We start from the raw sequence: 24,614 nt of genomic DNA on the forward strand, positions 1-24,614 counted from the left end.
CCTCGACCGCTCGGGCCGTCTGCCCTACACTTCCCTCGTGACCCAATGGACCATTTCCCAGGTCGGGCGGCGTGTCGGCTTGAGGCCATCCGCCATTCGCTATTACGAGGAGATCGGCGTCGTCGAGCCGCCCGCGCGCGTCGGCGGTCAGCGTCGTTACGACGACACCGCGGTCGAGCGCCTGATCGTGGTTCAGCGAGCGCGCACGCTGGGATTTTCCCTCGACGAGATTCGCGCGCTGTTTCATGAATTCCCTGACGACGCGCCACCGGCCGAGCGTTGGAAGCAGCTCGCGCAGCGAAAGCTCGCGCAGTTGGCCGAGCTTTCGGCGCGGATTGCCGAGCGAGAGCAACTCCTGCGGCAGCAGGGCGCCTGTGGATGTTCGTCGCTCGAGGAGTGCGGGCGGTGTCTCATGGAAGCCGAGGGCGCCGGCCCGCGGACCCCGTAAGGTCCCTGCACGTTTGCTTGACACGCCGGACGGTCCGACGTATCGTGCGGCACTTCCTGCCGGAATCCAGTAGGAGAGCATGCCCGCTTCGCACCCTGACGTCCTTCGCGGCACCCTCGACCTCCTCGTCCTGCAAACGCTCGCCCGCGAGCCGATGCACGGCTGGGGCATTGGGCAGCGCATTGAAGACTCGTCCCGCGGCGTGCTGGGCATCAATCAGGGATCGCTCTATCTCGCCCTGCAACGTCTCGAGCAGCGCGGCTGCGTGGCCACGGAGTGGCAGGCCAGCGAGAACAACCGGCGCGCGAAGTACTACCGCCTCACGGCGAAGGGCCGCCGCCTGCTGAACGAGGAAACCGCGTCGTGGCGGCAGTACGTCACCGCCGTCGAATGGGTCCTTCGGACGACATGAGGATACTCGAATGCTCGACCGACTGCGTTACGCGCTGACCGCCATGCTCCGCCGCCGCCGCGTCGAGCGGGACCTGGACGACGAGATTCGCGACCACATCGAGCGCGAGACCGAGAAGAATTTGACGCGCGGCATGGCGCCGGCGGACGCCCGGCGCGCGGCGCTCGTCGCGTTTGGTGGACGCGAGCAGCTCAAGGAGTCGCATCGCGATGCGCGCGGCACGCGGTGGCTGGACGACTTCGTCGCGGACATGCGCCACGGTGTGCGCATGTTCGCGGCGAACCCGGCGCTCACCGCCGCCGCCGTGGCGACGCTCGCTCTTGGCGTCGGGGCAAACACCGCGATCTTCACCGCCGTCAGCGCCGCGCTGTTGCGGCCGCTGCCATTCCAGAATCCGGATCGTCTCGTCATGGTTGGCGAGAACAATCGCGAGTTCGTCTGGCACATGGCGGACGCCGCGCCGGCGAACTACCTCGACTGGCGCGCGCGCGTTCCGGCGTTCGCCGACGTGATGGCGTACGGCGACGGTCCCGCGTCGGTCACGTTGCTGGTGAACGGCGCGCCGCGGCTCGCACCCATCGTCGGCGTCACCGGCAACTTCTTCTCGGTGCTTGGCGTCGGCATGCAGCTCGGCCGTGCATTTCGCGACGAGGAGACGTGGAGCGGGCATCCGTTCGTCGTGATCATCAGCGATCGCTTATGGCGCGAACAGTTCGGCGGCAAACCGTCCGTTGTCGGCACGTTCGTGTCCGTCAGCGGGAAGATGGCGGAAATCGTCGGCGTCGCGAAGCCCGGTTTCACCTTCCCGCGACCCGAGGTCGACGTCTGGTTGCCGCTGGGCTGGACGGTGAAACAACGCGCGAACATCTCGTTTCGGCGTGCGCACTATTTGCGGGTCGTCGCACGGCTGCGCGATGGCGTCACGGCCGACGAAGCAAGCATCCAGCTTCGCTCCGTCGCCGACGCGCTCAAGCGGGAATATCCGGAGACGAATCGCATCATGGACGCGGAGCTCGTCCCGCTGCATCGCTTCCTCGTCGGCGACTCGCGGCTTCCGCTGCTCGTGCTCCTTGGCGCCGTGACGCTGCTGCTTCTCATCGCGTGCGTGAACGTCGGCAATCTGCTGCTCGTGCGAGCGGCGAACCGGGAGCGCGAGATGGCGGTGCGCGCCGCGCTCGGCGCGGGGCGCTCGCGGCTCGTTCGGCAAGCGTTCGCCGAAAGCGTCGTGCTGTCGTGTGCCGGTGGTGTTCTGGGACTCGTCCTCGCGTGGTGGGGAACGCGCGTGCTCGTACGTCTGGCGCCGCGGGGCGACGGCATGCTGCCGATGGCGAACGTCGGCATCGATTGGCGTGTCGCGCTGTACGCGCTCGCGGTGACGCTTGGCGCCGGCCTGCTGTTTGGCATCGCGCCGGCGATCTGGGCCTCGCGACGGTCGCCGAACGACGTGCTGTCGGGCGCCGGCGGCAGCGGCCGCTCGAGCACGCGCGGCGTTCGTGCGCGCCGCGGCGGCGAGCGTCTCGCGGCGATCGAAGTGGCGATCGCGCTCGCCCTCACGGCGGGCGCGGCACTGCTCGTTCGCAGTTATGAGAATCTTCAGAATGTGAACGTCGGCTTCGAGTCGGCCAACGTGCTCGAAGCCACGGTGCAATTGCCGGCGCGCTATGACAGCCAGACCAAGATCGTCCGTTTCGCCGACGAGGTCATGACACGGGCGCGGGCGCTGCCCGGTGTCGTCGACGTCGGCGTCGCGAATCAACTCCCGTTGACACGGCCCAGCTGGAGCAGTGCGTTCAGTATCGAGGGACCGTCGGCGGGGCACTTCGGCGCGAGCCTGCTGCATCGCGAGGTGTCGGCGGACTACTACAAGACGATGCGCGTCCCGCTGATCCGCGGCCGCACGTTCACCGCATCGGATCGCGGACTGCCGTTCTACGTCGTGATCAACGAGTCCTTCGCGCGCGCGTACTTCAAGGGAAGCGATCCCGTCGGCCAGCGAATCACGTTCGACAAGGCGCCCGATTCGACGTCGCTGTGGCGAACGATCGTCGGCGTGGTCGGCGACGAACATCAGGCGACACCGGGCACACCGACCGACATCGAAGTGGATGCGCCGATCACGCAGGAACCGTCGCATCAGCTCGCGTTCGTGGTGCGCACACGCGGTGAGCCGTTAGCCGTTGCCCCGGGCATGCGGCACGCGATCGGCGACGTCGATCGACTCCTCGCGATCGAGAGCATCCGGTCCATGGACGGCATTCGCGCCGAGTCCATGGCGCGTGACAGATTTCTCATGATGCTACTGTCGATGTTCGGCATCGTCGGACTCGCGCTCGCCGCGGTCGGCGTCTATGGCGTGATCGCGCAGCTCGCCCGGGCTCGCACGCGCGAGATGGGCATTCGCATCGCCCTCGGCGCGAATCCGCGCGAGGTGCAGTGGCTGATCGTGCGCCGAGGGATGGGCATTGCGATGTTCGGTGTGATCGCCGGCTGCGCATTGTCGCTCGCCGGGGCGCGGGCGATGACGAAGCTCGTCTTCGGCGTGGCGCCGACCGATCCGCCAACGCTCGGCGCCGCCGTGGCGATCATTCTGGCGTCGACGTTGCTGGCGTCGTGGCTTCCGGCGCTTCGGTCGGGACACGTGGACCCCGCGACCGTGCTGCGGGAGGACTGAGCTCCGGCGGTTCGCGCCGCAATGCGGGTTGACGCCGACGTCGTTCGGTCGCGCGCGACGGCGTGGCGGTTGGCGACGGCTGCCGTAGCGATCAGCGCGGCCATTCGCCGCCGGGACGACGCAATGCGCGCGCGATCACAGCATGCGCGTGACGGCGGTCACGGGTGTGACCGCCGTCGCTGTTTCCGGGATCAACGCGCACGAGATTCGCGTACTTCACTGGCAACGATCGTCACATCGACGCATCAACCAGACGCATCAATCCGCAGGAGACGAGCGATGAAACAGTTCCGCGTTGCGCTTTGCGTGGCCGCCGCGGCAGCGGCATTCACTATCCCGTTGGCGTGCTCCGATTCGGGAACGCCCACGGACACCGCCAGCGGCTCCGGGACCGTCGTCGTCAATCTCACTGACGCGCCCTTCTCCACCGACTCCGTTCGCAGCGTCGACATCTTCGTGCTGCGCGTCGACGCGCGTCAGTCAGACGCAGATTCCGCGACGACCGATCATGCGCTGTCGAGCGACAGTGCGTCCTCGAATGGTTGGAAGACCATCGCGGCGCCGAACGCATCGTTCAACTTGCTCGCGCTTCAAAGCGGCGTCATCGCCCCGCTCGGACAGACGACGCTCGCCGCGGGCACCTATAACGGCTTCCGTCTCGTCATCGACCCAACGCGCTCGAGCGTGACGCTCAAGAATGGAACGAAGCTCACCAACAGCAGCTCGCCCAACGTGACGTTCCCGGGCGCCGCGCAGTCCGGCCTCAAGATCATTCCGTCGCAGCCCGTGACCATCGCCTCGGGCGCGACCACGACGCTGCTCGTCGACTTCGACGTCAACAACAGTTTTGTCCAGCGCGGCAATACCATCGCGCAGAACGGGTTGCTCTTCAAGCCGGTGATCAAAGCGACGATCACGAATAAGACGACAGCGAACGCGGGAACGTAGCAACCGATTACGCGTCGGACAATCGCTCGACGGCTAGCGACAGGTCAGTCGGCGCGCAGCGCTTCCGCGGGATCGACTCGCGCGGCACGGCGCGCCGGCAGCCAGGCGGCGATCGACGCCGTGACGACGAGCGCCAGCACCGCGCCGCCAAGCGTCAGCGGATCCGTGGGCGAGACGCCGTAGAGCAACGAGCGAAGCAGCGGCGCGACAACGGCGAACAGCACGAGGCCGGCACCCGCCCCGATCACGACGAGCGCGAGTCCGCGCATCGCCACGGTTTGCGCCAACTGCCGCGGGTCGGCACCCAGCGCGATGCGCACTCCGAATTCTCGCGTGCGCAACGCGACCATATACGCCATCACGCCATACAGTCCGATGGCTCCGAGCAGCAGCGTGATGATGGCCGCCGCGCTCATCAGCGTCAGCGCGAACGAGAGTCGCGCCATCGACGCACGAACGACGTCGGTCATCAGCTCGACGTTGAAGATCGGCACCGTCGGGTCGAGATCGCGTACGATTTTTCTAATCGACGGCAACACCGCCGTCGGCGACCCCGACGTCTTCACGACGAGCGCCATCATGCGGCGAGCCCTCGGCTCGACTGAATCCAACGGCACCACCTGCGGCACATAGAGTGTCGCGGACGGCTGCGCGCCGAGGTCACGATCGCGCACGTCGCCGGCGACGCCGATGATGGTGTACGAGGGTCCGGCAGGCACCGACACGATTCGCCTCCCCACCGCGGCGCGGCCCGTCGGATCGTGCCACAGCGTTTCCGCGGCGCGCCGGCTGATCACGGCTTCGCCGTCACGCTGAACGCTCAAGGTCTGAAAGCTTCGGCCGGCGAGCAGCGGAATGTTCATCGCCGCGAAATAGCCGTCGTCGATCGCGTTCGTCGAAAGCGAGGACTGCCGTCCCTCCTCTTCCATGCGGAACGACTGCTGATGCGTCTCTCCGTCGCCCAGCGGCAATCGTTCGGTGAGACCAGCGGCGCGAACGTTGGGAAGGTCTCGAACCGCCGCGGTGAGGCGCGCATGAAACCGGACCGCGCCCGAGTCGCTGTAGCGCGCGAACGGCAGCTGCATCCAGACGGTAATCACATTTCGTGTATCGAAGCCCGGACGCTCGTCGTAGAGCCGGCGAAACGTGCGCAGGAGCAACGCCGATCCCGCGAGCACCACGAGCGCCACCGCGATCTGCGTGGCGGCGATGCCCATGCGCAGCCGCTGTCGCGCTTTGCTTGCGGTGTCGCTGCGCCCGCCATCGCGCAGACTGATCGACAGATTCGCGCGCCGAATGCGAAACGCCGGTACGATGCTGCACAAGCACGCGCTCGCGATCGCCACCACGACGACGAACACAGTCGTCACGCTGCCGACATGCAACTCGGCCAGCCGGGGAACGTCCGCCGGTCCGAACGACACGAGCGCACTCACCGCGACCCACGCCGCCGCGACCGCAATCGCGCCCGCCGCCGCACACAGCACGACCGCTTCACCGAGGAAGTGCGTGAGAATCCGCAGCCGGCTTGCGCCGAGTGCTTCGCGCACCGCGAGCTCGAGCTGGCGGCCATCCGCGCGGATGAGCATGAGGTTCGTGACGTTCGCGCACGCGACGAGCAGCACGAGCCCCGCCGCGGCGGCGAGAATCCACAGCGTGCGCGCGATGCCGCTCGTCATCTCGTCGCGCAGCGGCGTGACGACGGGAGTGACGCCCGTCTGGTCCAGCCAGGTGATCGTCGGCGTTCCCGATTCGAGAAGTGGAAAGAGCTCGACGACGCGCGGCAGGACCGTCGCGAGATCGCGCTGCGCCACCGCCGTCGTCGCGCCGTCGACGAGACGCCCGACCGCCGAATAACTGAAGTCGCCGAGCGAGGCGCCGGCCCGATCGAGCTTGGAGGGAAGCCACACGCGAGTCGCGGCGTCCGGAAACCGGAAGCGCTCCGGCATCACACCAACGATGATCCTCGCGACACTATTGGCGTAGAGGATCTTCCCGATGACGTCGCGGTCTGCGTGGAACCGCTGCCTCCACACCGATTCGCTGATGATGGCGGCGTCCGGCCCATGCCCACGATCTTCGTCGACCGTGAACGAGGCGCGGCCGAGAAGCGGGGGCACCTGCAACATGGAGAGCGTGGACGTCGTGACCCACGTCGCGGTGACGCGCTCCGCCTGGTCATCGCTCCCGCGCGTCCAGATGTTGGCATTTCCAGTTCTATAAAACCCGATGTCCTGGAGGCGCCGTGAGAATCGCTTGAACGCGAAGTACGCGCCGGCCGGCTGCTGGATGCGCCGAAGCTCGGGCGATCGCGCATCCATGCCGACGCTGACCAGACGATCGGAGTGCCCGAACGGGAGGGGCGCGAGCAGCACACCGTAGACGATGGCGAACATCGCCGCGACAGAACCGAGCCCGAGGACGAGCGTCAACGTCGCCGTCGTGGTGAAGACCGGCGTGCGCTTCAAGGATCTGAGAGCGTGTTTCAACCAGCTCGGCAGATTCATCGTGGCTCGCCCGAGCTCACTTGCGCTTCCATTGGCTGAGCGTCATTCCCTCCCCGCCGGCAGGCGGGAACTCCGCCGGTCGCTCGCGTCCCGGCGCGGCCATCAGAAAACACACCTCGTCGCCGATCCACTGCATGATGCCTTTGCTCACTTTGCCCGTGTCGCGCCCGTGGACATGGAGATAATCGATGGCAATCGGTGTCGCGCTCTCGTCGATGCGCATCTTCACGTGCAACATGGTTTGTCCGCCGAACACGACCTTCGCTTCGTTGCGCGTCCCGGTGCGCGACCCGTACGCCAGCCAGTCGGCCCGCATCTCGTCGCCGTTGGTGACGAGCCGAACAGGAATCCACGTGCCTTCGAGTCGCGCAAGTATCGGGCTCGACTCGATCGCGAAGTCCGCGGGATCGACGGGCGGTAACGGAGCGGCGCTCGCGGCTTCCCCGTCCGGCGCGGTACCACCGGTGACTCCGGCCGGACGGGCCGGCGAGGCACGACGCAGCCGCTCCAGCGCATGTCCGCTTCCTGCCGTCGTCGCAAACGACGTCGGACGCGACGAACCGACCAGGCCGAGACAGATGGTGAGGCGATCATCGTCGAGCGCGAACAATCCGTACGCGTGATTTCCGGCCTCGGGACCCTCGACGAACGTGATGTCGATCTGCATCGGCGTCGTCAGCGTGTCGATGCTGAATCGGCCGTCATAGGTGGCCTCGGGCGACTCCATCCGAAACAGATCGCCGTCCATGAGAAGTTTCGAATCCCCGAACGCCGCGCCGGGCATGTTGCCGCCGTCGATCTGCAACGACTCGAAATGCCACTCGCCTTGCAGTGCCCGCAGCTGCTCGACATGCCGAACGAGCTGCGGCCAACTGGCGAACCCGCTCTGTCGCGCGATGACGGACTGCGCGTCGGCCAGGCGAAATCCCGCCGCGCGCGTTTGCGCGACGGACATGCCGCCGGCCTTCGGCAGATGTGCGATGAATGCCCGCGCGGCCGAAGCGTCGCCGGCGCGAAGCTCGGCGAGCAACGTTTTTGCCTGGCCGCGAAAGTGGTCCAGGTTGGGGCGGGTCGTCAGCTGATGCGTCACGAAGCCTCCATGCCGAGCCTGGGGTCCGCAATCAGGCTGCACGAAGGTCGTGGCCTAACCGACGAGCGCACATACATGCGCGAGCATGCGAAGGTGAGTTGAACTCTTCCCGCGGACCCGGAGGCTTCCTTCAAGCCGCCCCGATCATACGTCGGATGGTCACGGGTGGCAAGAATTGCTTCGCCACCGCTCGGTGCGACGCACCATTCGCTTGACCCCGCCCCGCGCGACGGGTAGCCTACGGGATCATTTTCTGTGTAACTACATCACATGTCCGGATCCGCCACGAAAGCCTCGGGCGCCACAGCCAAATGCGCCGCCGGTACGCTCCGCCGCGCCACGCGCTCCATCTCGCGCGTGTATGACGCGCGCCTCGCGCCCGCCGGACTCACCGCGACGCAGTTCTCATTGCTGAGCGCTGTCCAACGGCGCCGTGGACCGGTTCGCCTGACCGAGTTGGCCGACGAATTGGTGTTCGAGCGGACGTCCCTCTACCGGAACCTCACGCCGCTCGCGCGCGAGGGACTGATCACGCTCAGCAACGCCGGCGGTCGCGCGCGGCAGGTGGCCCTGTCGGCGAAGGGTGTTCGGCGCATCGCGCAGGCGCTGCCGCTGTGGACCGCCGCGCAGGAGGATTTTCTCGAACGGTTCGGGCGCGGTCCGTGGAACGAGCTTGCCGAGCAGCTCGTCGAGATCGTCGACATCGCGCGGGCCATGCCGGGCGCGGACGGCTGATTGGTTTCGCGACGAGCGCCCTAGTCCTGCCGAAGCGCCTGCATCGGCGAAATTCGGAGCGCCGCAGACGCGGGAACGAGCGTCGCGACCGTCCCGACGAGCATGAGGAACACCGCGATCGCGGCGAGTCCCAGAACGCCGAGCGACGGCAACGGCAGCGTCCAGCTGTTGATGAGGCCCGACTCGCCGATCGCCAGCACGAGGCCGATCGCCAGTCCAATCCCGACGAGCCGCAGCTCGCCGCGCATGACGAACTTCAGAACGTCCGCGGGCCTTGCGCCAACGGCCATGTGCACCGCGATCTCACGCCGCCGCTGCTCCACGCCGAACGCGACGACGCCGTACAGGCCGACCACCGCGAGCGCGAGTCCGAGCAACGCGATCGCGCCGGTGATGCCGGCGCCGTACCGGAACGGAACGATCTGCTGATCGTGTAACGCCGACAGCGGAGTGATCGTGAGCGGCGCGTTCGGGTCCACCTGCGCGGCGATGTCCGCGATCGTGCGCGACGCATTGACGGCTCCGGCATCCATGCGCGCGAGAATCGGCATGTCGAGCGACGCGAAGTCCGCGGCGACCGCCGGCGTATAGAGGTATCCCTCATCGTCCGGATCCCACAGCATGACACTGTGCGCATCGGCAACGACGCCCACGACTTGCTGCGGCGCGCTCAACTCGCCGTTCGCGTCAACCGAGCGAAACGTATTGCCGACGGCACGACGACCCGGCCACAGCGCGCGCGCCGCGGCCTGCGTGACGATGGCGACCGAGGTGCCGGATGCACTGTCCGCGCTCGTGAAGGCGCGCCCATCGACGATGCGCTGGCCGATGACGTCGAAATAGTTCGGCGTAACGATGTTGTGCGAGAGAACGTGGGGGCGTGCGTCGTTCGATGCTTCACTGGAACGAATACGCGTCACGCGCCAACTGCTGAACGGCGGGAACGCCGCGCGCGCGACGACGGCGACACCGGGTGCGCGCGCGATTCGCGCGTCGAGCGTCGCCCGGTCGGACGCGATCGTCGCCGGCAGATGGTCCGCCGGAGCGATCCCGAACTCCACGAATGCAACATGCTCGGGATTGAGACCGGAATTCGACGACGCGAAGCGCTGCACGCCGCGCGTGAGAATGCCTGCCGCCGCGATGAGCACGACGGACCCCGCGACCTGCGCGGCGATCAACCAATCGCGGACCTTCGAACGACGCAGCCTCCCGCCCACGGCGGTGTCGTCGCCTTTGAGCATGCCGCTGAGATTCAACGAAGTCGCCTGCAGCGCGGGCACGAGGCCAAACGTCATCGAGCTCACGCACGCGAGCACCACCGTGTACGCGACGACGCGCCAGCTCGGCGCGAGCGTCAGCGCGAGCGTCAGCGCGAGTGAGCCGAGTGTCGGCGGCACGAAGCTCAGGTAGGATCGCGAGACGATCTTCACGGTCCAGTCGGCGAGCACGAACCCGAGAATCGCGCCGGCGACGGCGATGAGCAAACTCTCAGTCAATAACTGTTGAATCAACCGGCCGCGCGAGGCGCCCAGGGACAGACGGACGGCGATCTCGCGACGACGAACGAGCGCGCGACAAAGCAGCAGGTTCGCCAGGTTGGCGCATGCGATGACCAGCACGAGTCCCACCACGAACAGCGCGGGCGTCAGTATCAACAGCGTGTTCGACGTTGGAGGAATCATCGACGCTCTGGGTTCGACGGTGACGCCCACGATTCGCTCGAGCGCCGCGCGGGTTCCCTTGGGCGCCGGCGGCTCGGCGACGAATCCGGACAGCTCCGCCCGCGCCTGGCGCGGCGTGTAGCCTGAACGAAGTCTTGCGTGCAGCGTGATGAATCGATTCGTCGGATCGAGCAGGCGTCCCGGCGTCGCGCCGATGCGTTCGGCTTGCGGCAGCGTCATCCAGATGTCCGGCACCAACGGGTTGATGCCGATGAACGTCGGCGCGGCGACGCCAACCACGGTGACGTATGCCCCGTTCACGATGAGTGAGCGTCCGATCGCGTCCCGCGAGCCGCCGAACATGCGTTGCCAATACGCGTCGCTGATCACGGCCACCGGACCACCGTCGGTTCGTTCATCCGCCGTCGACAACACGCGACCTGCCGATGCCGAACCGCCGAGCGCCGTGAAGTAATCTCCGGTCACGAGCCCGACGCTGCTCGCCGTCGCGAGAGTGGTCGCGCTCGGCTTGATCGCCACGGGCTGAGCGAAGTATCCGATGACCTGTTCGATACTCCGCGCGTTCGCCGAGAGCGCGACGACCTCCGGATACGAGAAGCGAATGTTCTGGAGTCCGCGGCCATCGAGCGTCAAGAGCCGGACGAGCTGTTCCGGACGCGCGACCGGAAGCGGCCGCCACATGAACGTGTCGATGAGCGTGAAAAACCCTGCGTTGATGCCGATCGCGATTCCGACCGCGCCGATGGCGATGGCCGCGAAACCGGGCGAGCCACGGAGCATGCGCGTGGCGTAGCGGATGTCCTGCCCGAGCTGCTCGAACCAGCGGAGGCTCCGCTCGCCGGTACGCGTCCATACGTGCATGGTCTGACTCCGTTGGGTTACCGGATAGTACGAGGGGAAGGCAGAATGGATTCAGCGCGTCACCAGCTTCAGAATTTCCGGCCGTCCGAGAAACTCGGCCCAACCAATGGCGTCGCTGTCGTGTCGCGTATCGCGAATGGTCGGATCGGCCCCGGCGTCCAGAAGCGCGCGCACGACGTCGACCTGATTCCCGAGCACGGCGAGGTGCAATGGCGCAACGTCCGAATCCCAGTGACTCCAGCGCGTGTTCGGATCCGCACCGTGGTCGAGGAGCCACTTCACCCCCCGGAGATCTCCGCGCTTCGACATCAGATGCAACGCGCCGGCCGCGGGCTCGAGGAGCGCGCGATTGTCCGCGACGAGCCGCTCCGCCATGTCCCAGTCGCCGAGCGACAGCGCGGCGAGAAGATCCATTGCCGTGCCGTTCATCGGGCGATTCCCGCGACGCGCGCTCGTCAGCTCGGCGGCGGTCATCGCGCGAATCGCTTCCATGACCGGCCGGTCGATCAATGCATTGCGTGCGTGCGCCGCGGCGGGAGCACCGGATGCGTCGCCGGCGAGCGGATCGGCGCCAAGCTCGATGAGCAGCGACACCATGCGAGGGCGATTCGCGTTCACCGCGAAGTGCAGCGGCAGGCGGTTGTTCTCGTTGCGGCTCATGCGACGTCTGAGCACCGACGGATCGGCGGCGACGATGCGGCGCACTTCATCTTCCAGGTCCAGCGCGATCGCCGAGAAGATGTGGTGTCGCGCGCCGCGGCTGATCAGGAAATCGACCACCTCGCGATGCGCTCGATCGTCGCATCCCTCCCAACACGACGCCCAGCCGATCACTTCGAGCTCGTGATCGTCGCCGTGGCCGACGACGTCGCCACCGGCGTCGGCAAGCCGGCGCACGACATCGAGCTCGCCGCCGGCCGCCGCCCAGTGCATGGCGTACGTGTTGTCGCCCTTTTCGCGCGCGTTGACGTCGGCGCCGCGTTTCAACAAGAGATCGGTCGTGCCGAGGTGTCGCGCCGCGAGATGGAGCAGCGTCTGCTCATACGGGTCGAGGCGAACGCTCAGTTTTTCGGGATGCGCATCGAGCAGCTCGGCGAGTTTCGCGTTGTCGCCTTCGCGCGCGGCCGCCGCGAGTTGTCCATCGATCGAGCGTGAATCGATATGGGCTTTGAGCGCGCGCCAACTCGCGAAGCCGTAGCGTTTCGCGAGATCGAATTGCGCGTCGGCGAGCTTCGCCGCGGCATTCGACCGTTGGAGCTCCGCCAGGCGCCGCTTGGCGTGCTTCCGAAGCCAGTCGAGGTTGGGCGCGTCGGGCAATGACGCAGCCGCCGATGGGTGGTCCTGCTCGGACATGGCACCTCCATTCCTGGTGGAAGGGGCGAGCCCTTCGTGCCGCCCATGGTCCGCAGTGAGGGCGAGGAATAGAAGCCGATATGAGAATGCTAAAGAGGTGGGTTGAACCCTTTACGCGGACCGTCGGCCGCCCCGGCGGCCATGGGGTTAACGCTAGGTCCGATGCGGCGCGACGGCAAGCCGGCGTGCGGTCTCAGTTACGGCAAGATCGTGTCGATGAGCGCCCGAAATCGGTCGCGCACACCTGCACTGAGGGACTCGAGCGGCGGTTGTCGTATGAGATGCAACGTCCCACGCTTCTGAACGATCTCGCCGTGCGATTCTCCCTTTTCCGTTCGCCAGAAGCGTAACGTCGCCGTCGCTCCGCCGATGCGGACGCGCTCCAGAATCACTTCGGGCATCCACTCGGGCAGCACCGGATCGATGACCATCATCGACAACGGCGCGACAGGCTGCAAGCCAAGCAGCGATTGCAGCAGCATGGGAAACGTGGACGCATTCCACAGTTGCGGCGTGTTCGCTCGCGGGTACGCGCCGGGCGTCGGATACTCACTTCGCGCGTAGCCGCCGACGGTTTCGGGAATTCGAAATCCGCCGTACAACGTCGCGAGATCGAACAACCCCTTCGAGAGCTCGCTCGCCCGCTCGTCGAATCCAAAACGCCGAAGGCCGAACACGATCGTCGCGTTCTCGACGGCCCACACGGCGCCGAGGTGATAGTCCACGGGGTTATAGGAGCGGTCCGTGGCCGACAGGGTGCGGACGCCCCAGCCGCTGAAGAGATCGGGCGCGAACATGCGCCCGACGACGCGCGGCAGATGCTCGTCGTCGATGATTCCCGTGGCGATACACTGCCCGACGTTCGACGTCAGCGCCGGCACGAGCGCCTTCGACGGATCGCGCGCGAGCGCGAAGAAGTCGTGCTCGGGCATCCACCAGTCGCGGTTAAAGCGCGCTTTAAGATCCTGCGCGGAGTGCCAATACGCCTTCGCATCGTCACGCGCGCCGCGCGCCCACGCGAGTGCCGCCATCAACTGTTGCGCGCCGAACCAGTACCCCTGCAGCTCGCAGGTGCCGAGCGGCGACGGTACCGGCGTTCCATCCGGATACAGAACGGCGTTGCCGCTGTCCTTCCATCCTTGATTCTTCGTGCCCTCGCGCGATTTCGTCTGGTACTCGAAATACCCGTCGCCGTCGCGATCGCCGCGCTCGCGCGCCCAATCCATGATGCGCCGCGCGACGTCCCAGTGCCGCGCGAGGAACTGCTCGTCGCCCGACCACGCGAACGCATGCGCGAGCGCGATGACGAACATCATCGGACTCGCGTAGTCGGCGTAATAGGCGGAGTACGGATTGATGTTCAGCCGCGCGAGCGGCCCCTGGCGCACTTGATATGGAATGCGTCCCGGTTCCTCGTCGTGCCAATCGTCGATACGCGTACTTTGGAGCCGCCCCAGTCGAGTGAGCGATGCGTCGGCCAACTCGCCCCGGTCGATGAATGCGGCTTGCCACGCCGCGGTGAACGCATCGCGGCCGAACAACGCCGGATACAGCGGCATGCCGGCTTGCGGCGCGAGCCATTCGTCGCGGCCACCCTGCAGCAGTGCAAACGACGCCAGATCTGAAACGTTCGCGCGGACGATCTCTTCGACGATCGTGTTCGCCGGCACTTTGATGCGGACGAGATTGTCGCGCCACGTCCGCCAGACTCGTTCGCGCTCGCCGATCGTCGCCTCGTCGTATGGCTCGAGGTAGTCGACCGGTTCGACGCGAAGCGTGACGACGACTCGCTCTTGCGGCGCAAGTGTGACGGCCGCATCGAAGCCGGCGTCGTGCGCAGTCCACGCGGCACCTGATACACGGACGCTGGTGGCGTATGGCAGCTCGTCGTGATCGTACGCGAAATCCAATGTCTCGCCGTCCGCGCGGCGTGTGACTGCCGCTTCTTGCTGGCGAGCACCGCCCAGCGCCTCCTGAATGTCGGCGAAGTCGGCGTCGACGAGCCATCGCAAATCAAACGATACGGTCTGGCGCGGCGCGCGATTCGTGATCGTCGCTTCGACGTCGAGCGAGGCAATGCCCACGCGATACGCGAGCCGAATGTCGATCGCGCGTTGCGGAATGCCGTGCTCGTCGACCGGCGTCTCGTCCTGCGACTGGCCGGTGCCTCCGCCTCCATACGTCGAGATCTCGGGAAACGCGAACGCGAAACACAGCTGCTGCGGGTCGACGAGCGCGTCCTCACACACCCACGGTTGCTCGTTATTGATGAGCAAACGAAGCGTGCTCAGGTAGCGCGCTTCGCGAAAATAATAGCCGGCGATCTGTAGCGTTTCGGTGCATTCACCGTGGTGGTCCACGATCAGCAATGACTGGCCGTGCCAGGCGTAGCGCTCGGTCGGACGGATGCACGCGCGCGTCGAAGTGTTCGGCATGCGCCTCACGCGTCGGCAGGAAACAAGCCAGTGACAGACCCAGCTGGCACACACCTCGCAAGCGGCGGCCAGCTGGAGGGTTGTGGAATGAGCATACGTTTACGGCCGCTGGCGGAGCAGGTCGTCGTCGTCACCGGCGCGTCGAGCGGCATCGGCTTGGTCACGGCAACGAAGTTTGCGGCGGCCGGCGCGCGCGTGATGCTCGCCGCGCGCAACGAACGGGATCTCGAGGCGGCCGTCACGCGGATTCGCCGCGATGGCGGGCGGGCGGTGTATCTCGCCACCGACGTCTCCGACGCGGAGCAAGTCGAACGACTCGGCGATGCGGCCATCGCGGAGTTCGGCGACCTCGATACGTGGGTCAACAACGCCGGCGTATCGATCTATGGTCGCTCGACCGAGATCCCCCTCGCCGACATGCGGCGACAGTTCGACGTGAACTATTGGGGCCAGGTGCACGGTATGCTCACCGCCGTGCGATTGATGCGCCGCCGCGGCGGAGCGCTCATCAACGTCGCCAGCGCCGTCGCCGACCGCGCCATTCCGCTGCAAGGCAACTACTGCGCGACGAAACACGCCATCAAGGGATTCACCGACACGCTGCGCATGGAGCTCGAGGAAGAAGACATTCCGATCTCCGTCACCCTCGTGAAACCAGGGAGCATCGACACGCCGCTCTTCGCGAAAGCGAAGTCGTTTCTCGGCGTCGAGCCGCAGCCGATACCACCGGTGTATGCACCGGAAGTCGTCGCCCGCGCGATTCTCGCGGCGGCGCAGCGGCCCATTCGAGACGTCATCGCCGGCGGCATGGGCAAGGTCGTCAGCCTGGGCGAAAAACTGTCGCCGCGACTCACCGACCGATACATGGAACGCACCACGTTCGACTCGCAGGCGACCACCGAAGCGCTGCAGCAGGGCCGAACCGACAACCTGTATGAGCCGGTCGAACATGATGGCGGCGAGCGCGGACACTTCGACGGCCGCGTGCACGAGCACAGCGCGTACACCGAAGCGGTGCTGCATCCGAAGGCGGCGACCGCGATCGCGGCGGGCGGCGCGGTCGCGGCGTTGATGCTGAAGCGTCGCCTCGCCAGGGGACATGCCGAGGCCGAATCACAACCCGAACCGCCGCGAGCGGACTAACCGGAGGATTCATGGAAGCACGCGCCAAACTGCTGGGTCATCCGATTCACCAAATGCTCATCGTGTTTCCGCTCGGTTTGCTCACGACCGCGGTCATCTTCGATCTCATTCATCTCGCGATGCATGATCCAACGTGGTCGATGATCTCGTATTGGATGATCGGCGCCGGCGTGATCGGCGGCTTGTGCGCGGCGTTGTTCGGCCTCATCGACTGGATGAAGATCCCGAGTGGAACGCGCGCCCATCGCGTCGGCCTGTGGCACGGCCTGGGCAACGTTTGCGTCGTGGTATTCTTCGCCATCAGTTGGTTTCTGCGGCGGGCGGATCCGAGCAATCCTTCCGCGCTCGCGATCGTGTTGCTGCTCATTGGCGGAGGCTTGAGCCTCGTGACGTCATGGCTCGGCGGAGAGCTCGTCGGGCGCCTGGGCGTCGGCGTAGACGATGGCGCGAATCTCGATGCGCCGAGCTCCCTGACTGGTCCCGCCTCGCGTTCCAGCGGTCGTCGCTGATCGCCACCTCGGGCAAGTTCCCTCCCGCGCGGAATTGAAGGCATCGAACGGCGAAGCGTGATTCGCCGTTCGCGACCGCGTTGCGCCCCAAGCGAACCACACTTCGCGGCGCCCCACGAAAAATCAACGACTTACGTGTGGCACTCCGGCTGCTTTAACGCGGGTCCGACGGATGACCCCGTCCGCGTCCCACATCCCAGCCCCGGAGGAGATCATGCACGACGTGGATCGCACGCTCCGCGAGTTCGAAGGAAACGAGATGGAGTTCGAAGCGTTGGAAGCGGAAACCGGCGAAAACGAGCAGTTCCTCGGCGACATTCTCGGTGGAATACTCGGAGGAGAGATGGAAACCGGCGAGACTTTCGAAGCAGAACAGAGCTTTCTTGGCGAAGCGGAGTACGAGACCCAAGGCTTCCTCGGTGAAGCCGAAGCCGTCTTCGACGAAGTACAAGAGATGGAGTTGGCGGGCGAGCTGCTCGAAGTCGCGAACGAAGCCGAGTTGGAATACTTCCTCGGAAACCTGATCAAGGGCGCGGGCAAGGCGATCGGCGGATTCGTGAAAAGTCCCGTGGGCAAAGCGCTCGGCGGCGCGTTGAAGGGCGTCGCGAAGAAGGCACTGCCCATCGCGGGCGCGGCGCTCGGCAACATGGTGCTGCCGGGTGTTGGTGGCGCGATCGGCGGCAAGCTCGCCTCGGCCGCCGGCAACATGTTCGGTCTCGAGCTCGAAGGGTTGAGCCCACAGGATCGCGAGTTCGAGGTCGCCAAGCGATTCGTGCGGTTCGCCGGCGCGGCCGCGGGCAAGGCGGCGCGTACGCCGCCGCACGTGCATCCCGCGCGCGCCGCGAAGACGGCCGTCGTCGCCGCCGCGCGTCGTCATGCGCCGGGGCTGTTGCAGCCCACGCGTCACAACGTCAGCGTCGCGCGTCGTCGCCATCATTCGAACGGACGCCCGGTGAGCGGGCCCGCTTCGAACAGCGTGTCAGCACCGATCAATATTCCGGGCGCGCCGCAGTCGCCCATCTTCCGCGGCGTCATCAGTGGCGTCACGAATCAGTATTCGCCGTCTGTCTCGCGTCCGTACACGGTGCCGTCGGCCCAGACGCCGAGCTACGCCGATGATGGATACGGCGCGGACGACGCCGGCGGATATTCGGCGGGCGCGCGTACCGGGCGTTGGTATCGCCGCGGTCGCCGCATCGTGCTGGTCGGAGCCTGAGGCTTCACATGGCGAGCTCCCCCGCGTCCATCTTTCTCGCGCAAGAGGCGCGCGCGATGCTCACCCGGCTCGCTCGCGTGAAGCCGTTCGCGCTGATCATGCCGTCCGTTCCCTCCGCATCGGTATCGGTCGCCGCACAGAGTGCGATCGAGAGCTACCTGGCGGAGGGCCGACGGGAGTTGCGCGGACGACTTCTGCGGTTTCTGCAATGGATTGGCGGGCCTGCCGGACGCACGGCAAGCCCCGCCGATCTGCAGCGCCGCTTCACGTTCTTGCGTCTTCGCTTCAACGTCGTTCTGAATCACTTCAACATCTTCGCCGACGTGCTCGCCCAGCGCGCCGAGCATGAGACGGGCGTCTTCTGTGGCGGCTTGGACGTGTTGGCGGGCGACGCCCTCGCGTTGCCGAACGTGCAGCTCCCGGAAGATCCGCCAATCATCTGCTATCTCGAGCGGGATCCGGGCGCCGCGATTCGGCGGGCGCGCACGCGTCTGCCGGGCGGCGGCGAGAACCCGGTGGCGGTCATCAAGATTCCGCGCGAGCGGATGGTGTCGTCGGGTGTCGCCTCGAGTCTGGTGCACGAAGTCGGACACCAGGGCGCCGCGCTGCTCAAGCTCAACGAATCGCTGCGCGTCGCCCTGCAAGCGAAGCAGCGCACCGCGTCGCAGCTCGACCAGCTCACGTGGTCGATGTGGGAGCGGTGGATCTCGGAGATCGTCGCCGATCTCTGGTCGGTGTCGCGCGTCGGCATCGCGTCTACGCTCGGTCTCATGGGCGTGGTCAGCTTGCCGAAGGCATTCGTCTTTCGCGTGAACGTCGACGATCCGCATCCGCCGCCGTGGATTCGCGTGCGCCTGAGCTGCGCGATGGGTGCGGCGCTGTATCCGCATCCGCAGTGGGAGCGGCTCTCCGAGCTCTGGGGATCGCTGTACCCGCTGAGTGAATCGAGCGACACGCAGCACGGTGTGTTCGTGATGCTCGAGCGCAAGAAGCGCGAGCTGATCGAGTTGATGCTCGACCATCGGCCGGCGACGCTGCGCGGCCGGTCGCTGCGCGACGTGATGCAATCGACCGAACGGCAGCCGGTGCACCTCCGGCGCCTGTATGAGAACTGGAAAGGCCGGCCGGTGGCCATGCGTGACAACGCGCCGACGCTCGTCTTTGCGGCGATCGGGCAGGCGCGGGCCGACGGGAGATTGTCTCCCGAACGCGAAAGTGAAACGCTCGCGTACCTGCTCACCTATTGGGCATTGCGGGGCACGCTGGACGTCGCCGAGGTGTGCGCGACGGACTTCGGCGTCAGACAAGGCTGGCGCCACGCTCCGATCCACGTACCGCGATCGGCGGCCATCGCCGCCGTCTGAGGAGGATAGACAGGTATGACCACTCCGCAGCAGGACATCAGCAAGCTCGAGGTCACGCTTCCCGACGTGCAGCGCGTCGATGTGATTCGCAGCGGCCGGCCGTTCACCCGGGACAGTCTGCTCTGGGAGATCATCAAGGATCGGTCGGCGGCGGTGTCGTTCACCAGGTATTCGGCATTCGTCGACGACGTGTTCAGCGGCAAGCGCCCGGAGCACGTGATCGGACAGCGGCCGGTGAGCACCGCCGACGCCCTGCACCGCGCCGAGGCGATCGCGCAAGCGCAGGATGTGCTCGCGCGCAGCGAGGACGTCGACGAGCGCGACGAGGCGCAGCGGTTCCTCGAGTCCGAATCGCTCGAGGACGCGAAGAATCCGTCATCGAGCAACTCGAGCCGCGTCGACATCTTCAAGCCGAAGGATGCGCAGGGCAGTCAGTTCGCGATGAATCCCGAGATCAACTCACATCAGTACTTCTTCAACGGCGACGCGTACTCGCTGCTGAAGTCGGCGACCGAGGCGTTCGTGTTTCACGAAGCCGGACGGCTCGAGGACCTCGGGAGCGAGAACCCGCTGATGGAGCCGCCGACGACGTATCTGTCGGACGACTTCATCCGGCGCTTCCGCACCGAGTATCTCACGGCGCTGCGCACGGAATCGGGACCGGCGGGCGTGTTGCCGTATCTCGAAATCATCCGCTCCAATCTCGCGGAGCTGCCGATCAAGGCCGGCATGGCCCTCGGCGTCGCGCCGCAGATGTACGGCATTCTTCGTTCGCGCGTCACGAGCCCCCCGTTGATCGAGCTCCTGTGGAATTACTGGCAGGAGCAAGGGTTGCTCGTGCAGACGATGAACCTGATCTCGCTGCGGTTCCAGAACGTGCGGCGCGGCCGCGGAGTCGATCCGCTCGCGTCGCTCGAGCTCGATCCGCTGCGTCCGCTCAGCAACATCCTCTGGGGCTACATCCAGGACGAGATCAACCGCCTCACGGTGTCGCGGAGGGCATATGAGTATGCTCATGGCCTGGGACTGCAGCTCGTCGGGCGCGCGGTGCCTGAGATGCATCCGGCCGACGTCCGCACGCAGTTCCTGCCGGCGTTCCACGACCTGCTGCGCCTGTGCTGGATCTTCTTCCGCGAGGACGACGACAAGATGGTGGTCGCCGACGCGTTCCCGCTGTTGAACGCGCTGCGCGAAATGCATTTCGTCGTGTCCGAGGGCGCACACAACCAGTTCGGCGATCTGCCGATCCGGGCCCGTGTGGAAATGCTCATGCAGCAATGGATTCTCGCGCGGCCGGAAATGCGCGAGTTCCTGCGCGGCCGCACGATGGTGCCCTACCCCGAGCGCTGGATGGATCGCGTCGACGCGATGAAGGCGCTACAGGGCTGGAACGATGCGTCGGTCATCAACTACAACGATCTCGCGATGTTCGGCGAGCAGATCATCCTCGGCGTGCGCTACGGGAGTTGGAGCACGACGACCGATCAGAACCAGGCCGCGAACTGGGCGCGCGCGTGGCGTCCGGCCATTCAGCGGTACACACATGCGCTCAAGATCGTGTCCGGCATCGACCTGTCGATCGCCGGCGCCGTCGAAGTGCGCACGGATGCGGAACGGCTCGCGCAAGGCGCGCCGGGGGGACGTACGCCGTACCCCGGCGGCACGATGAAGCGCGTGCCGGCGCCGGTCGAACAGCCGGCGTTAGCGCCGCGTCCGGGAGCGGACAAGGTATTGCGTCCCGTGTCGGTGAGTCAGCCGGCCACGGCGCGCGTCATCAATACGCCGTCAACGCCGCCCACTCGCGTGCGGTAAGGGTGCAACCCGAGGCAGCGCGGGTGATCGCCGATTTCACGTCGTCGTTGTATCTGGGAATCGGCCACCCACGCGACGCGCTCGCGGAGTGGCGGCAACTCACTACCGGCGCGCCCGCCGTTCTCGGCGAGCCGCCGGTGGTAAGACGCGTGGCGGAGGAGTTTGCACGACTGGTTGGATTCGACGCGGCCCTCGCGGCCACATCGACGTTGCACATCGCGTGGGACCTCGCGGAGTTGATCGGGTCGATGAACGCCGCGGTGCTCGTGGATCACTCGGCGTATCCAACACTGCGCATCGCCGCGGAGTTGGCGCGCGCACGCGGTGCGCCGGTGCGCCGCTTCTCGGGCCACGATCCCATGACGCTTCGCGATGCCGTCGGCCGTCTCGGCCGGCGCGACGCGCGGCGACCCGTGGTGGTGATCACTGATGGATTCTGTCCGATGTGCCGGCGCGTCGCACCGATCGCCGGATTCGCCAACGTCGTACGCGACACAGGCGAGGGAGGCTTCGTGGTCGTCGATGATACACAGGCACTCGGCATTCTCGGTGAGCATCCAAGCGTCGCGCAGCCATATGGCCGCGGCGGCGCGGGAACGCTTGCCTGGAGCGGCTGCCCTCGCGATCGCGTGATGCTCGTCGCGTCGCTGGCGAAAGGATTCGGTGCGCCACTGGCCATGGTCGCCGCGAGCGACAATCTCCTCGAACGCTTTGCGGCGGAGAGCAAGTCGCGCACGCATTGCAGTCCGCCGTCGATCGCGGATCTGCACGCGGCCGAGCGTGCGTTGGCGATCAATCGCACGCACGGCGATCGCTTGCGCGATCGGCTTCTCGCTGTGGTTCGCGAATTCCGCGCGTCGCTCGCCGCCGCCGGCGCGCGACTCGAGCCGGGCTTGTTTCCCATTCAGTCGATTCATGCTCCACGAGGCGACGGCGCCGTCGCGCTTCACGCGCTGCTCGCTCGGCGCGCGGTTCGGGCGGTGCTCGCGAACGGACGGCGCCGTGCGCGCGTGATGTTCGTGCTCACCGCCAAGCATTCATCCAACGATATTCGTCGCGCCGCAGCGTCGGTCCAGCCGACCGTCGAATCGTCAGCGTCAAACGCGTCAAGCGCGTCGAACGCGTCCATCGCGGGCGGCACCAGACAGTTCGGCGACGCGCGCGAGCGTGCGGCCACGTGGCGCTGATCGACCGCGTGCTCGCGTACACCAACGCGCATCGCCAGCGCTTCGTGCGCGAGTTGACCGAGCTCGTTCGCTTTCCGAGCGTGAGCGCGGATCCCGCGCACGCCAAGGATGTGCGCGCCTGCGCGTCGTGGCTCGCCGCCCACCTCGCTTCGATCGGCGCGACGGGCGCGCGTGTCGTCGAGACGAACGGCCATCCCATCGTCGTCGCGGTGCTCCGTGCGTCGCACCCGGATCGGCCAACGGTGCTCGTCTACGGTCACTACGACGTGCAGCCCGCGGAGCGCGCGACAGAATGGACGAGCCCACCATTCGCCCCGGTCGTCCGCGACGGTTCGCTGTTTGGCCGCGGTTCATGCGACGACAAGGGCCAGCTGTTCACGCATCTCAAAGCGCTCGAGGCCTGGATGCGCGTGGCCGGCGACGTTCCGGTGAACGTGATCTGCATGATCGAAGGCGAGGAAGAGATCGGCAGCGCCGCTCTGCGTTCCTTTCTCACCGAGAATCGCTTGGCACTCCGCGCCGACGTTGCGCTCATGAGCGACATGCTCATGCGCGGCCCCGACCGCCCGACGATCACGTACGCCGTTCGCGGCGAGATCGCCATGGAGATCGAGCTGCGCGGCACCGATCGCGATCTCCACTCCGGGCAATTCGGCGGCGCGATCCACGACCCGGCGCAGGCGCTCGCCGAGCTGCTGGCGAGCTTGCACGACGCACGCGGGCGCATTGCCGTACCCGGTTTCTACGACCGCGTTCGGCCGGTGAGCGCGGCTGAGCGCCGCTACATGGCGCGCGTCGCGCCGGATGATAAGGAAATTCTCATGTCTGCCGGCGCGGGGCTCGGTTGGGGCGAACGTGGCTTTTCACTATATGAACGAACCACGTCGCGGCCATCGCTGTCGATCAACGGCATCAGCGCGGGCTACACCGGCACCGGCCACAAAGCGGTGATCCCGGCGCGCGCCTCGGCCAAGCTGAGCGCGCGCCTCGTCCCCGATCAGGTTCCCGACGAGATCCTCGCGCTGCTCACGCGGCATCTGGAGCACGCGACCCCGCCGACGATGCGCATCTCGGCCACGACGCTGCTCTCGGTTCCACCGGCGCAGGTCGATCTCGATTCGGCGGTGATGCGCGCCGCGCGCGAATCGTGCGCAGCCGCCTTCGGTCGAGCGCCCGTCTTCGTGCGGCTCGGCGGAACGATTCCGATCGTGAGCACGCTTGAGGCACTCGGTATTCCGGCCGTCATGATTGGCTTTGCCCTGCCGGACGACCGCATTCACGCAAGCGACGAACATTTCGAGCTCGCCAACTTCCATCGCGGCATCGCCACCTCGGCGCGATTCCTCGGCCTGCTCGGGCAGGCGGGAGTATTAGAAAATGATCATCGACTGTCATTGCCACGCCGGCAAGGGCGACGGCCTCACAGCGCCGTGGGACACTGACGCGCCGCTCGAGAAGTATCTCGAGCGGGCGGCGCGCGCCGGAATCGAACGAACGGTGCTGTTCGCGGCGTTTCATTCGGATTACGCCGTCGCGAATGCCGAAGTTGCGCGGATCGTCGCGAGCCGCCCCGATCGCTTCTTCGGATTCGTGTTCGTGGATTCGGTGCGCGACCGTGGCCGCATTCGCGCGCTGGTCGAAACCGGTGTGCGGCGCTATGGGTTTTGCGGCATCAAGGTCCATCGGTATCACGGCGACATGACGCGCGAAGTTTGCGACTGCGCGCGTGAATTTCGGCTGCCAATTCTGTACGACGTCATGGGCAAGGTCGCGACCATCGAGATGTTTGCGACACGATATCCGGACGTGCCCTTCATCATTCCGCACTTGGGCAGCTTCAAGGACGACTGGCGCGCGCATCTCGCCATCATCGACCATCTGGTTCGGCATCCGAACGTCCATACGGATACATCGGGCGTATTGCGCTTCGACATGATCGAAGAGGCCGTGGCGCGCGCGGGGGCGCACAAGGTTTTGTTCGGCTCCGATGGACCATGGCTCCATCCCGGCGTCGAGCTCGCGAAAGTGCGCGAGCTGCGGCTGCCGATCGAGCAGGAGCGGCTCATCACCGGCGGCAATCTTCTGCGTCTCATCATGCCGGCGGTGCGGCGCATTCCGCATCTCATCGCGCGAACGGGGCGTCATGTTCGCCGCGCGGCCGCCGTTGCGCCGCTGAACCTGCCGTCCCCCGCTCCCATCGGCGTCGATCGCGAGATGGTCGCGGAGCAGTTGTAAAGT

At 66.5% G+C, this 24,614-nt stretch carries 18 protein-coding genes; 13 read left to right on the forward strand and 5 right to left on the reverse strand.

The window, feature by feature from the left end; genetic code table 11:
* Positions 1-37 precede the first annotated feature (37 nt).
* The 4 genes from VN706_01000 to VN706_01015 all read left to right on the forward strand — a co-directional run bounded on the left by VN706_01000 (position 38) and on the right by VN706_01015 (position 4,479).
* Positions 38-448, forward strand: coding sequence for a MerR family transcriptional regulator (locus tag VN706_01000; protein ID HXT14173.1), 411 nt, complete (start codon positions 38-40; stop codon positions 446-448).
* A gap of 79 nt (positions 449-527) precedes the next feature.
* Positions 528-860 carry a PadR family transcriptional regulator gene (locus tag VN706_01005; protein ID HXT14174.1) on the forward strand — a complete coding sequence of 111 codons (333 nt, stop codon included), beginning with the start codon at positions 528-530 and terminating at the stop codon, positions 858-860.
* A gap of 10 nt (positions 861-870) precedes the next feature.
* A complete protein-coding gene (locus tag VN706_01010) occupies positions 871-3,531 on the forward strand; it encodes an ABC transporter permease (protein HXT14175.1) in 2,661 nt (886 codons plus the stop codon).
* Between the two features lie 279 nt (positions 3,532-3,810).
* Complete coding sequence (locus tag VN706_01015; protein HXT14176.1) at positions 3,811-4,479, forward strand: DUF4382 domain-containing protein; 669 nt, start codon at positions 3,811-3,813, stop codon at positions 4,477-4,479.
* 44 nt (positions 4,480-4,523) lie between these two features.
* Here the strand turns inward: VN706_01015 and VN706_01020 are convergent, their stop codons facing one another.
* Positions 4,524-6,986 carry an ADOP family duplicated permease gene (locus tag VN706_01020; GenBank protein ID HXT14177.1) on the reverse strand — a complete coding sequence of 821 codons (2,463 nt, stop codon included), beginning with the start codon at positions 6,984-6,986 and terminating at the stop codon, positions 4,524-4,526.
* A 16-nt stretch (positions 6,987-7,002) separates the two neighbouring features.
* Positions 7,003-8,076 carry a TIGR03067 domain-containing protein gene (locus VN706_01025; protein HXT14178.1) on the reverse strand — a complete coding sequence of 358 codons (1,074 nt, stop codon included), beginning with the start codon at positions 8,074-8,076 and terminating at the stop codon, positions 7,003-7,005.
* Between the two features lie 270 nt (positions 8,077-8,346).
* Between VN706_01025 and VN706_01030 the strand changes: the two genes are divergently transcribed.
* Positions 8,347-8,811, forward strand: coding sequence for a MarR family winged helix-turn-helix transcriptional regulator (locus VN706_01030; GenBank protein HXT14179.1), 465 nt, complete (start codon positions 8,347-8,349; stop codon positions 8,809-8,811).
* Between the two features lie 20 nt (positions 8,812-8,831).
* On the opposite strand, the gene VN706_01035 is transcribed toward VN706_01030, so the two are convergent.
* The 3 genes from VN706_01035 to VN706_01045 all read right to left on the reverse strand — a co-directional run bounded on the left by VN706_01035 (position 8,832) and on the right by VN706_01045 (position 15,145).
* Positions 8,832-11,357 (reverse strand): ADOP family duplicated permease, encoded by a 2,526-nt coding sequence (locus tag VN706_01035; protein ID HXT14180.1) that lies wholly within the window; start codon positions 11,355-11,357, stop codon positions 8,832-8,834.
* A 51-nt stretch (positions 11,358-11,408) separates the two neighbouring features.
* Entirely contained in the window at positions 11,409-12,710 is a 1,302-nt protein-coding gene (locus tag VN706_01040; protein HXT14181.1) for an ankyrin repeat domain-containing protein, read from the reverse strand.
* A 197-nt stretch (positions 12,711-12,907) separates the two neighbouring features.
* On the reverse strand, positions 12,908-15,145 hold the full coding sequence (locus tag VN706_01045) for a glycogen debranching N-terminal domain-containing protein (protein ID HXT14182.1): 2,238 nt from the start codon (positions 15,143-15,145) through the stop codon (positions 12,908-12,910).
* A gap of 87 nt (positions 15,146-15,232) precedes the next feature.
* Between VN706_01045 and VN706_01050 the strand changes: the two genes are divergently transcribed.
* From VN706_01050 to VN706_01085, 8 genes are all read left to right on the forward strand, one after another.
* Complete coding sequence (locus VN706_01050; GenBank protein ID HXT14183.1) at positions 15,233-16,288, forward strand: SDR family oxidoreductase; 1,056 nt, start codon at positions 15,233-15,235, stop codon at positions 16,286-16,288.
* Positions 16,289-16,299: 11 nt separating this feature from the next.
* Positions 16,300-16,797 carry a DUF2231 domain-containing protein gene (locus VN706_01055; protein HXT14184.1) on the forward strand — a complete coding sequence of 166 codons (498 nt, stop codon included), beginning with the start codon at positions 16,300-16,302 and terminating at the stop codon, positions 16,795-16,797.
* A gap of 214 nt (positions 16,798-17,011) precedes the next feature.
* On the forward strand, positions 17,012-18,013 hold the full coding sequence (locus VN706_01060) for a hypothetical protein (protein HXT14185.1): 1,002 nt from the start codon (positions 17,012-17,014) through the stop codon (positions 18,011-18,013).
* A gap of 8 nt (positions 18,014-18,021) precedes the next feature.
* Positions 18,022-19,377 carry a hypothetical protein gene (locus VN706_01065; GenBank protein HXT14186.1) on the forward strand — a complete coding sequence of 452 codons (1,356 nt, stop codon included), beginning with the start codon at positions 18,022-18,024 and terminating at the stop codon, positions 19,375-19,377.
* A 15-nt stretch (positions 19,378-19,392) separates the two neighbouring features.
* A complete protein-coding gene (locus VN706_01070; GenBank protein ID HXT14187.1) occupies positions 19,393-21,189 on the forward strand; it encodes a hypothetical protein in 1,797 nt (598 codons plus the stop codon).
* Between the two features lie 2 nt (positions 21,190-21,191).
* Positions 21,192-22,376: a hypothetical protein gene (locus VN706_01075; protein ID HXT14188.1), complete on the forward strand. Its 1,185-nt coding sequence runs from the start codon at positions 21,192-21,194 to the stop codon at positions 22,374-22,376.
* Positions 22,367-23,818, forward strand: a complete 1,452-nt coding sequence (locus VN706_01080; GenBank protein ID HXT14189.1) for a dipeptidase — start codon at positions 22,367-22,369, stop codon at positions 23,816-23,818. Before VN706_01075 ends, VN706_01080 begins: the two co-directional genes overlap by 10 nt.
* Entirely contained in the window at positions 23,754-24,611 is an 858-nt protein-coding gene (locus VN706_01085) for an amidohydrolase family protein (GenBank protein ID HXT14190.1), read from the forward strand. Before VN706_01080 ends, VN706_01085 begins: the two co-directional genes overlap by 65 nt.
* The last annotated feature ends 3 nt before the right edge of the window (positions 24,612-24,614 follow it).

Source organism: Gemmatimonadaceae bacterium (assembly GCA_035606695.1).
In the GTDB taxonomy this organism is placed as follows: Bacteria; Gemmatimonadota; Gemmatimonadetes; order Gemmatimonadales; family Gemmatimonadaceae; genus JAQBQB01.

Coding starts and splice junctions, on each gene's coding strand:
- VN706_01085 (HXT14190.1), top strand. CDS start 23,754: ATGATCATCGACTGTCATTGCCACGCCGGCAAGGGCGACGGCCTCACA.
- VN706_01030 (HXT14179.1), top strand. CDS start 8,347: ATGTCCGGATCCGCCACGAAAGCCTCGGGCGCCACAGCCAAATGCGCC.
- VN706_01055 (HXT14184.1), top strand. CDS start 16,300: ATGGAAGCACGCGCCAAACTGCTGGGTCATCCGATTCACCAAATGCTC.
- VN706_01015 (HXT14176.1), top strand. CDS start 3,811: ATGAAACAGTTCCGCGTTGCGCTTTGCGTGGCCGCCGCGGCAGCGGCA.
- VN706_01050 (HXT14183.1), top strand. CDS start 15,233: ATGAGCATACGTTTACGGCCGCTGGCGGAGCAGGTCGTCGTCGTCACC.
- VN706_01035 (HXT14180.1), bottom strand. CDS start 11,357: ATGCACGTATGGACGCGTACCGGCGAGCGGAGCCTCCGCTGGTTCGAG.
- VN706_01040 (HXT14181.1), bottom strand. CDS start 12,710: ATGTCCGAGCAGGACCACCCATCGGCGGCTGCGTCATTGCCCGACGCG.
- VN706_01065 (HXT14186.1), top strand. CDS start 18,022: ATGGCGAGCTCCCCCGCGTCCATCTTTCTCGCGCAAGAGGCGCGCGCG.
- VN706_01045 (HXT14182.1), bottom strand. CDS start 15,145: ATGCCGAACACTTCGACGCGCGCGTGCATCCGTCCGACCGAGCGCTAC.
- VN706_01005 (HXT14174.1), top strand. CDS start 528: ATGCCCGCTTCGCACCCTGACGTCCTTCGCGGCACCCTCGACCTCCTC.
- VN706_01070 (HXT14187.1), top strand. CDS start 19,393: ATGACCACTCCGCAGCAGGACATCAGCAAGCTCGAGGTCACGCTTCCC.
- VN706_01060 (HXT14185.1), top strand. CDS start 17,012: ATGCACGACGTGGATCGCACGCTCCGCGAGTTCGAAGGAAACGAGATG.
- VN706_01010 (HXT14175.1), top strand. CDS start 871: ATGCTCGACCGACTGCGTTACGCGCTGACCGCCATGCTCCGCCGCCGC.
- VN706_01020 (HXT14177.1), bottom strand. CDS start 6,986: ATGAATCTGCCGAGCTGGTTGAAACACGCTCTCAGATCCTTGAAGCGC.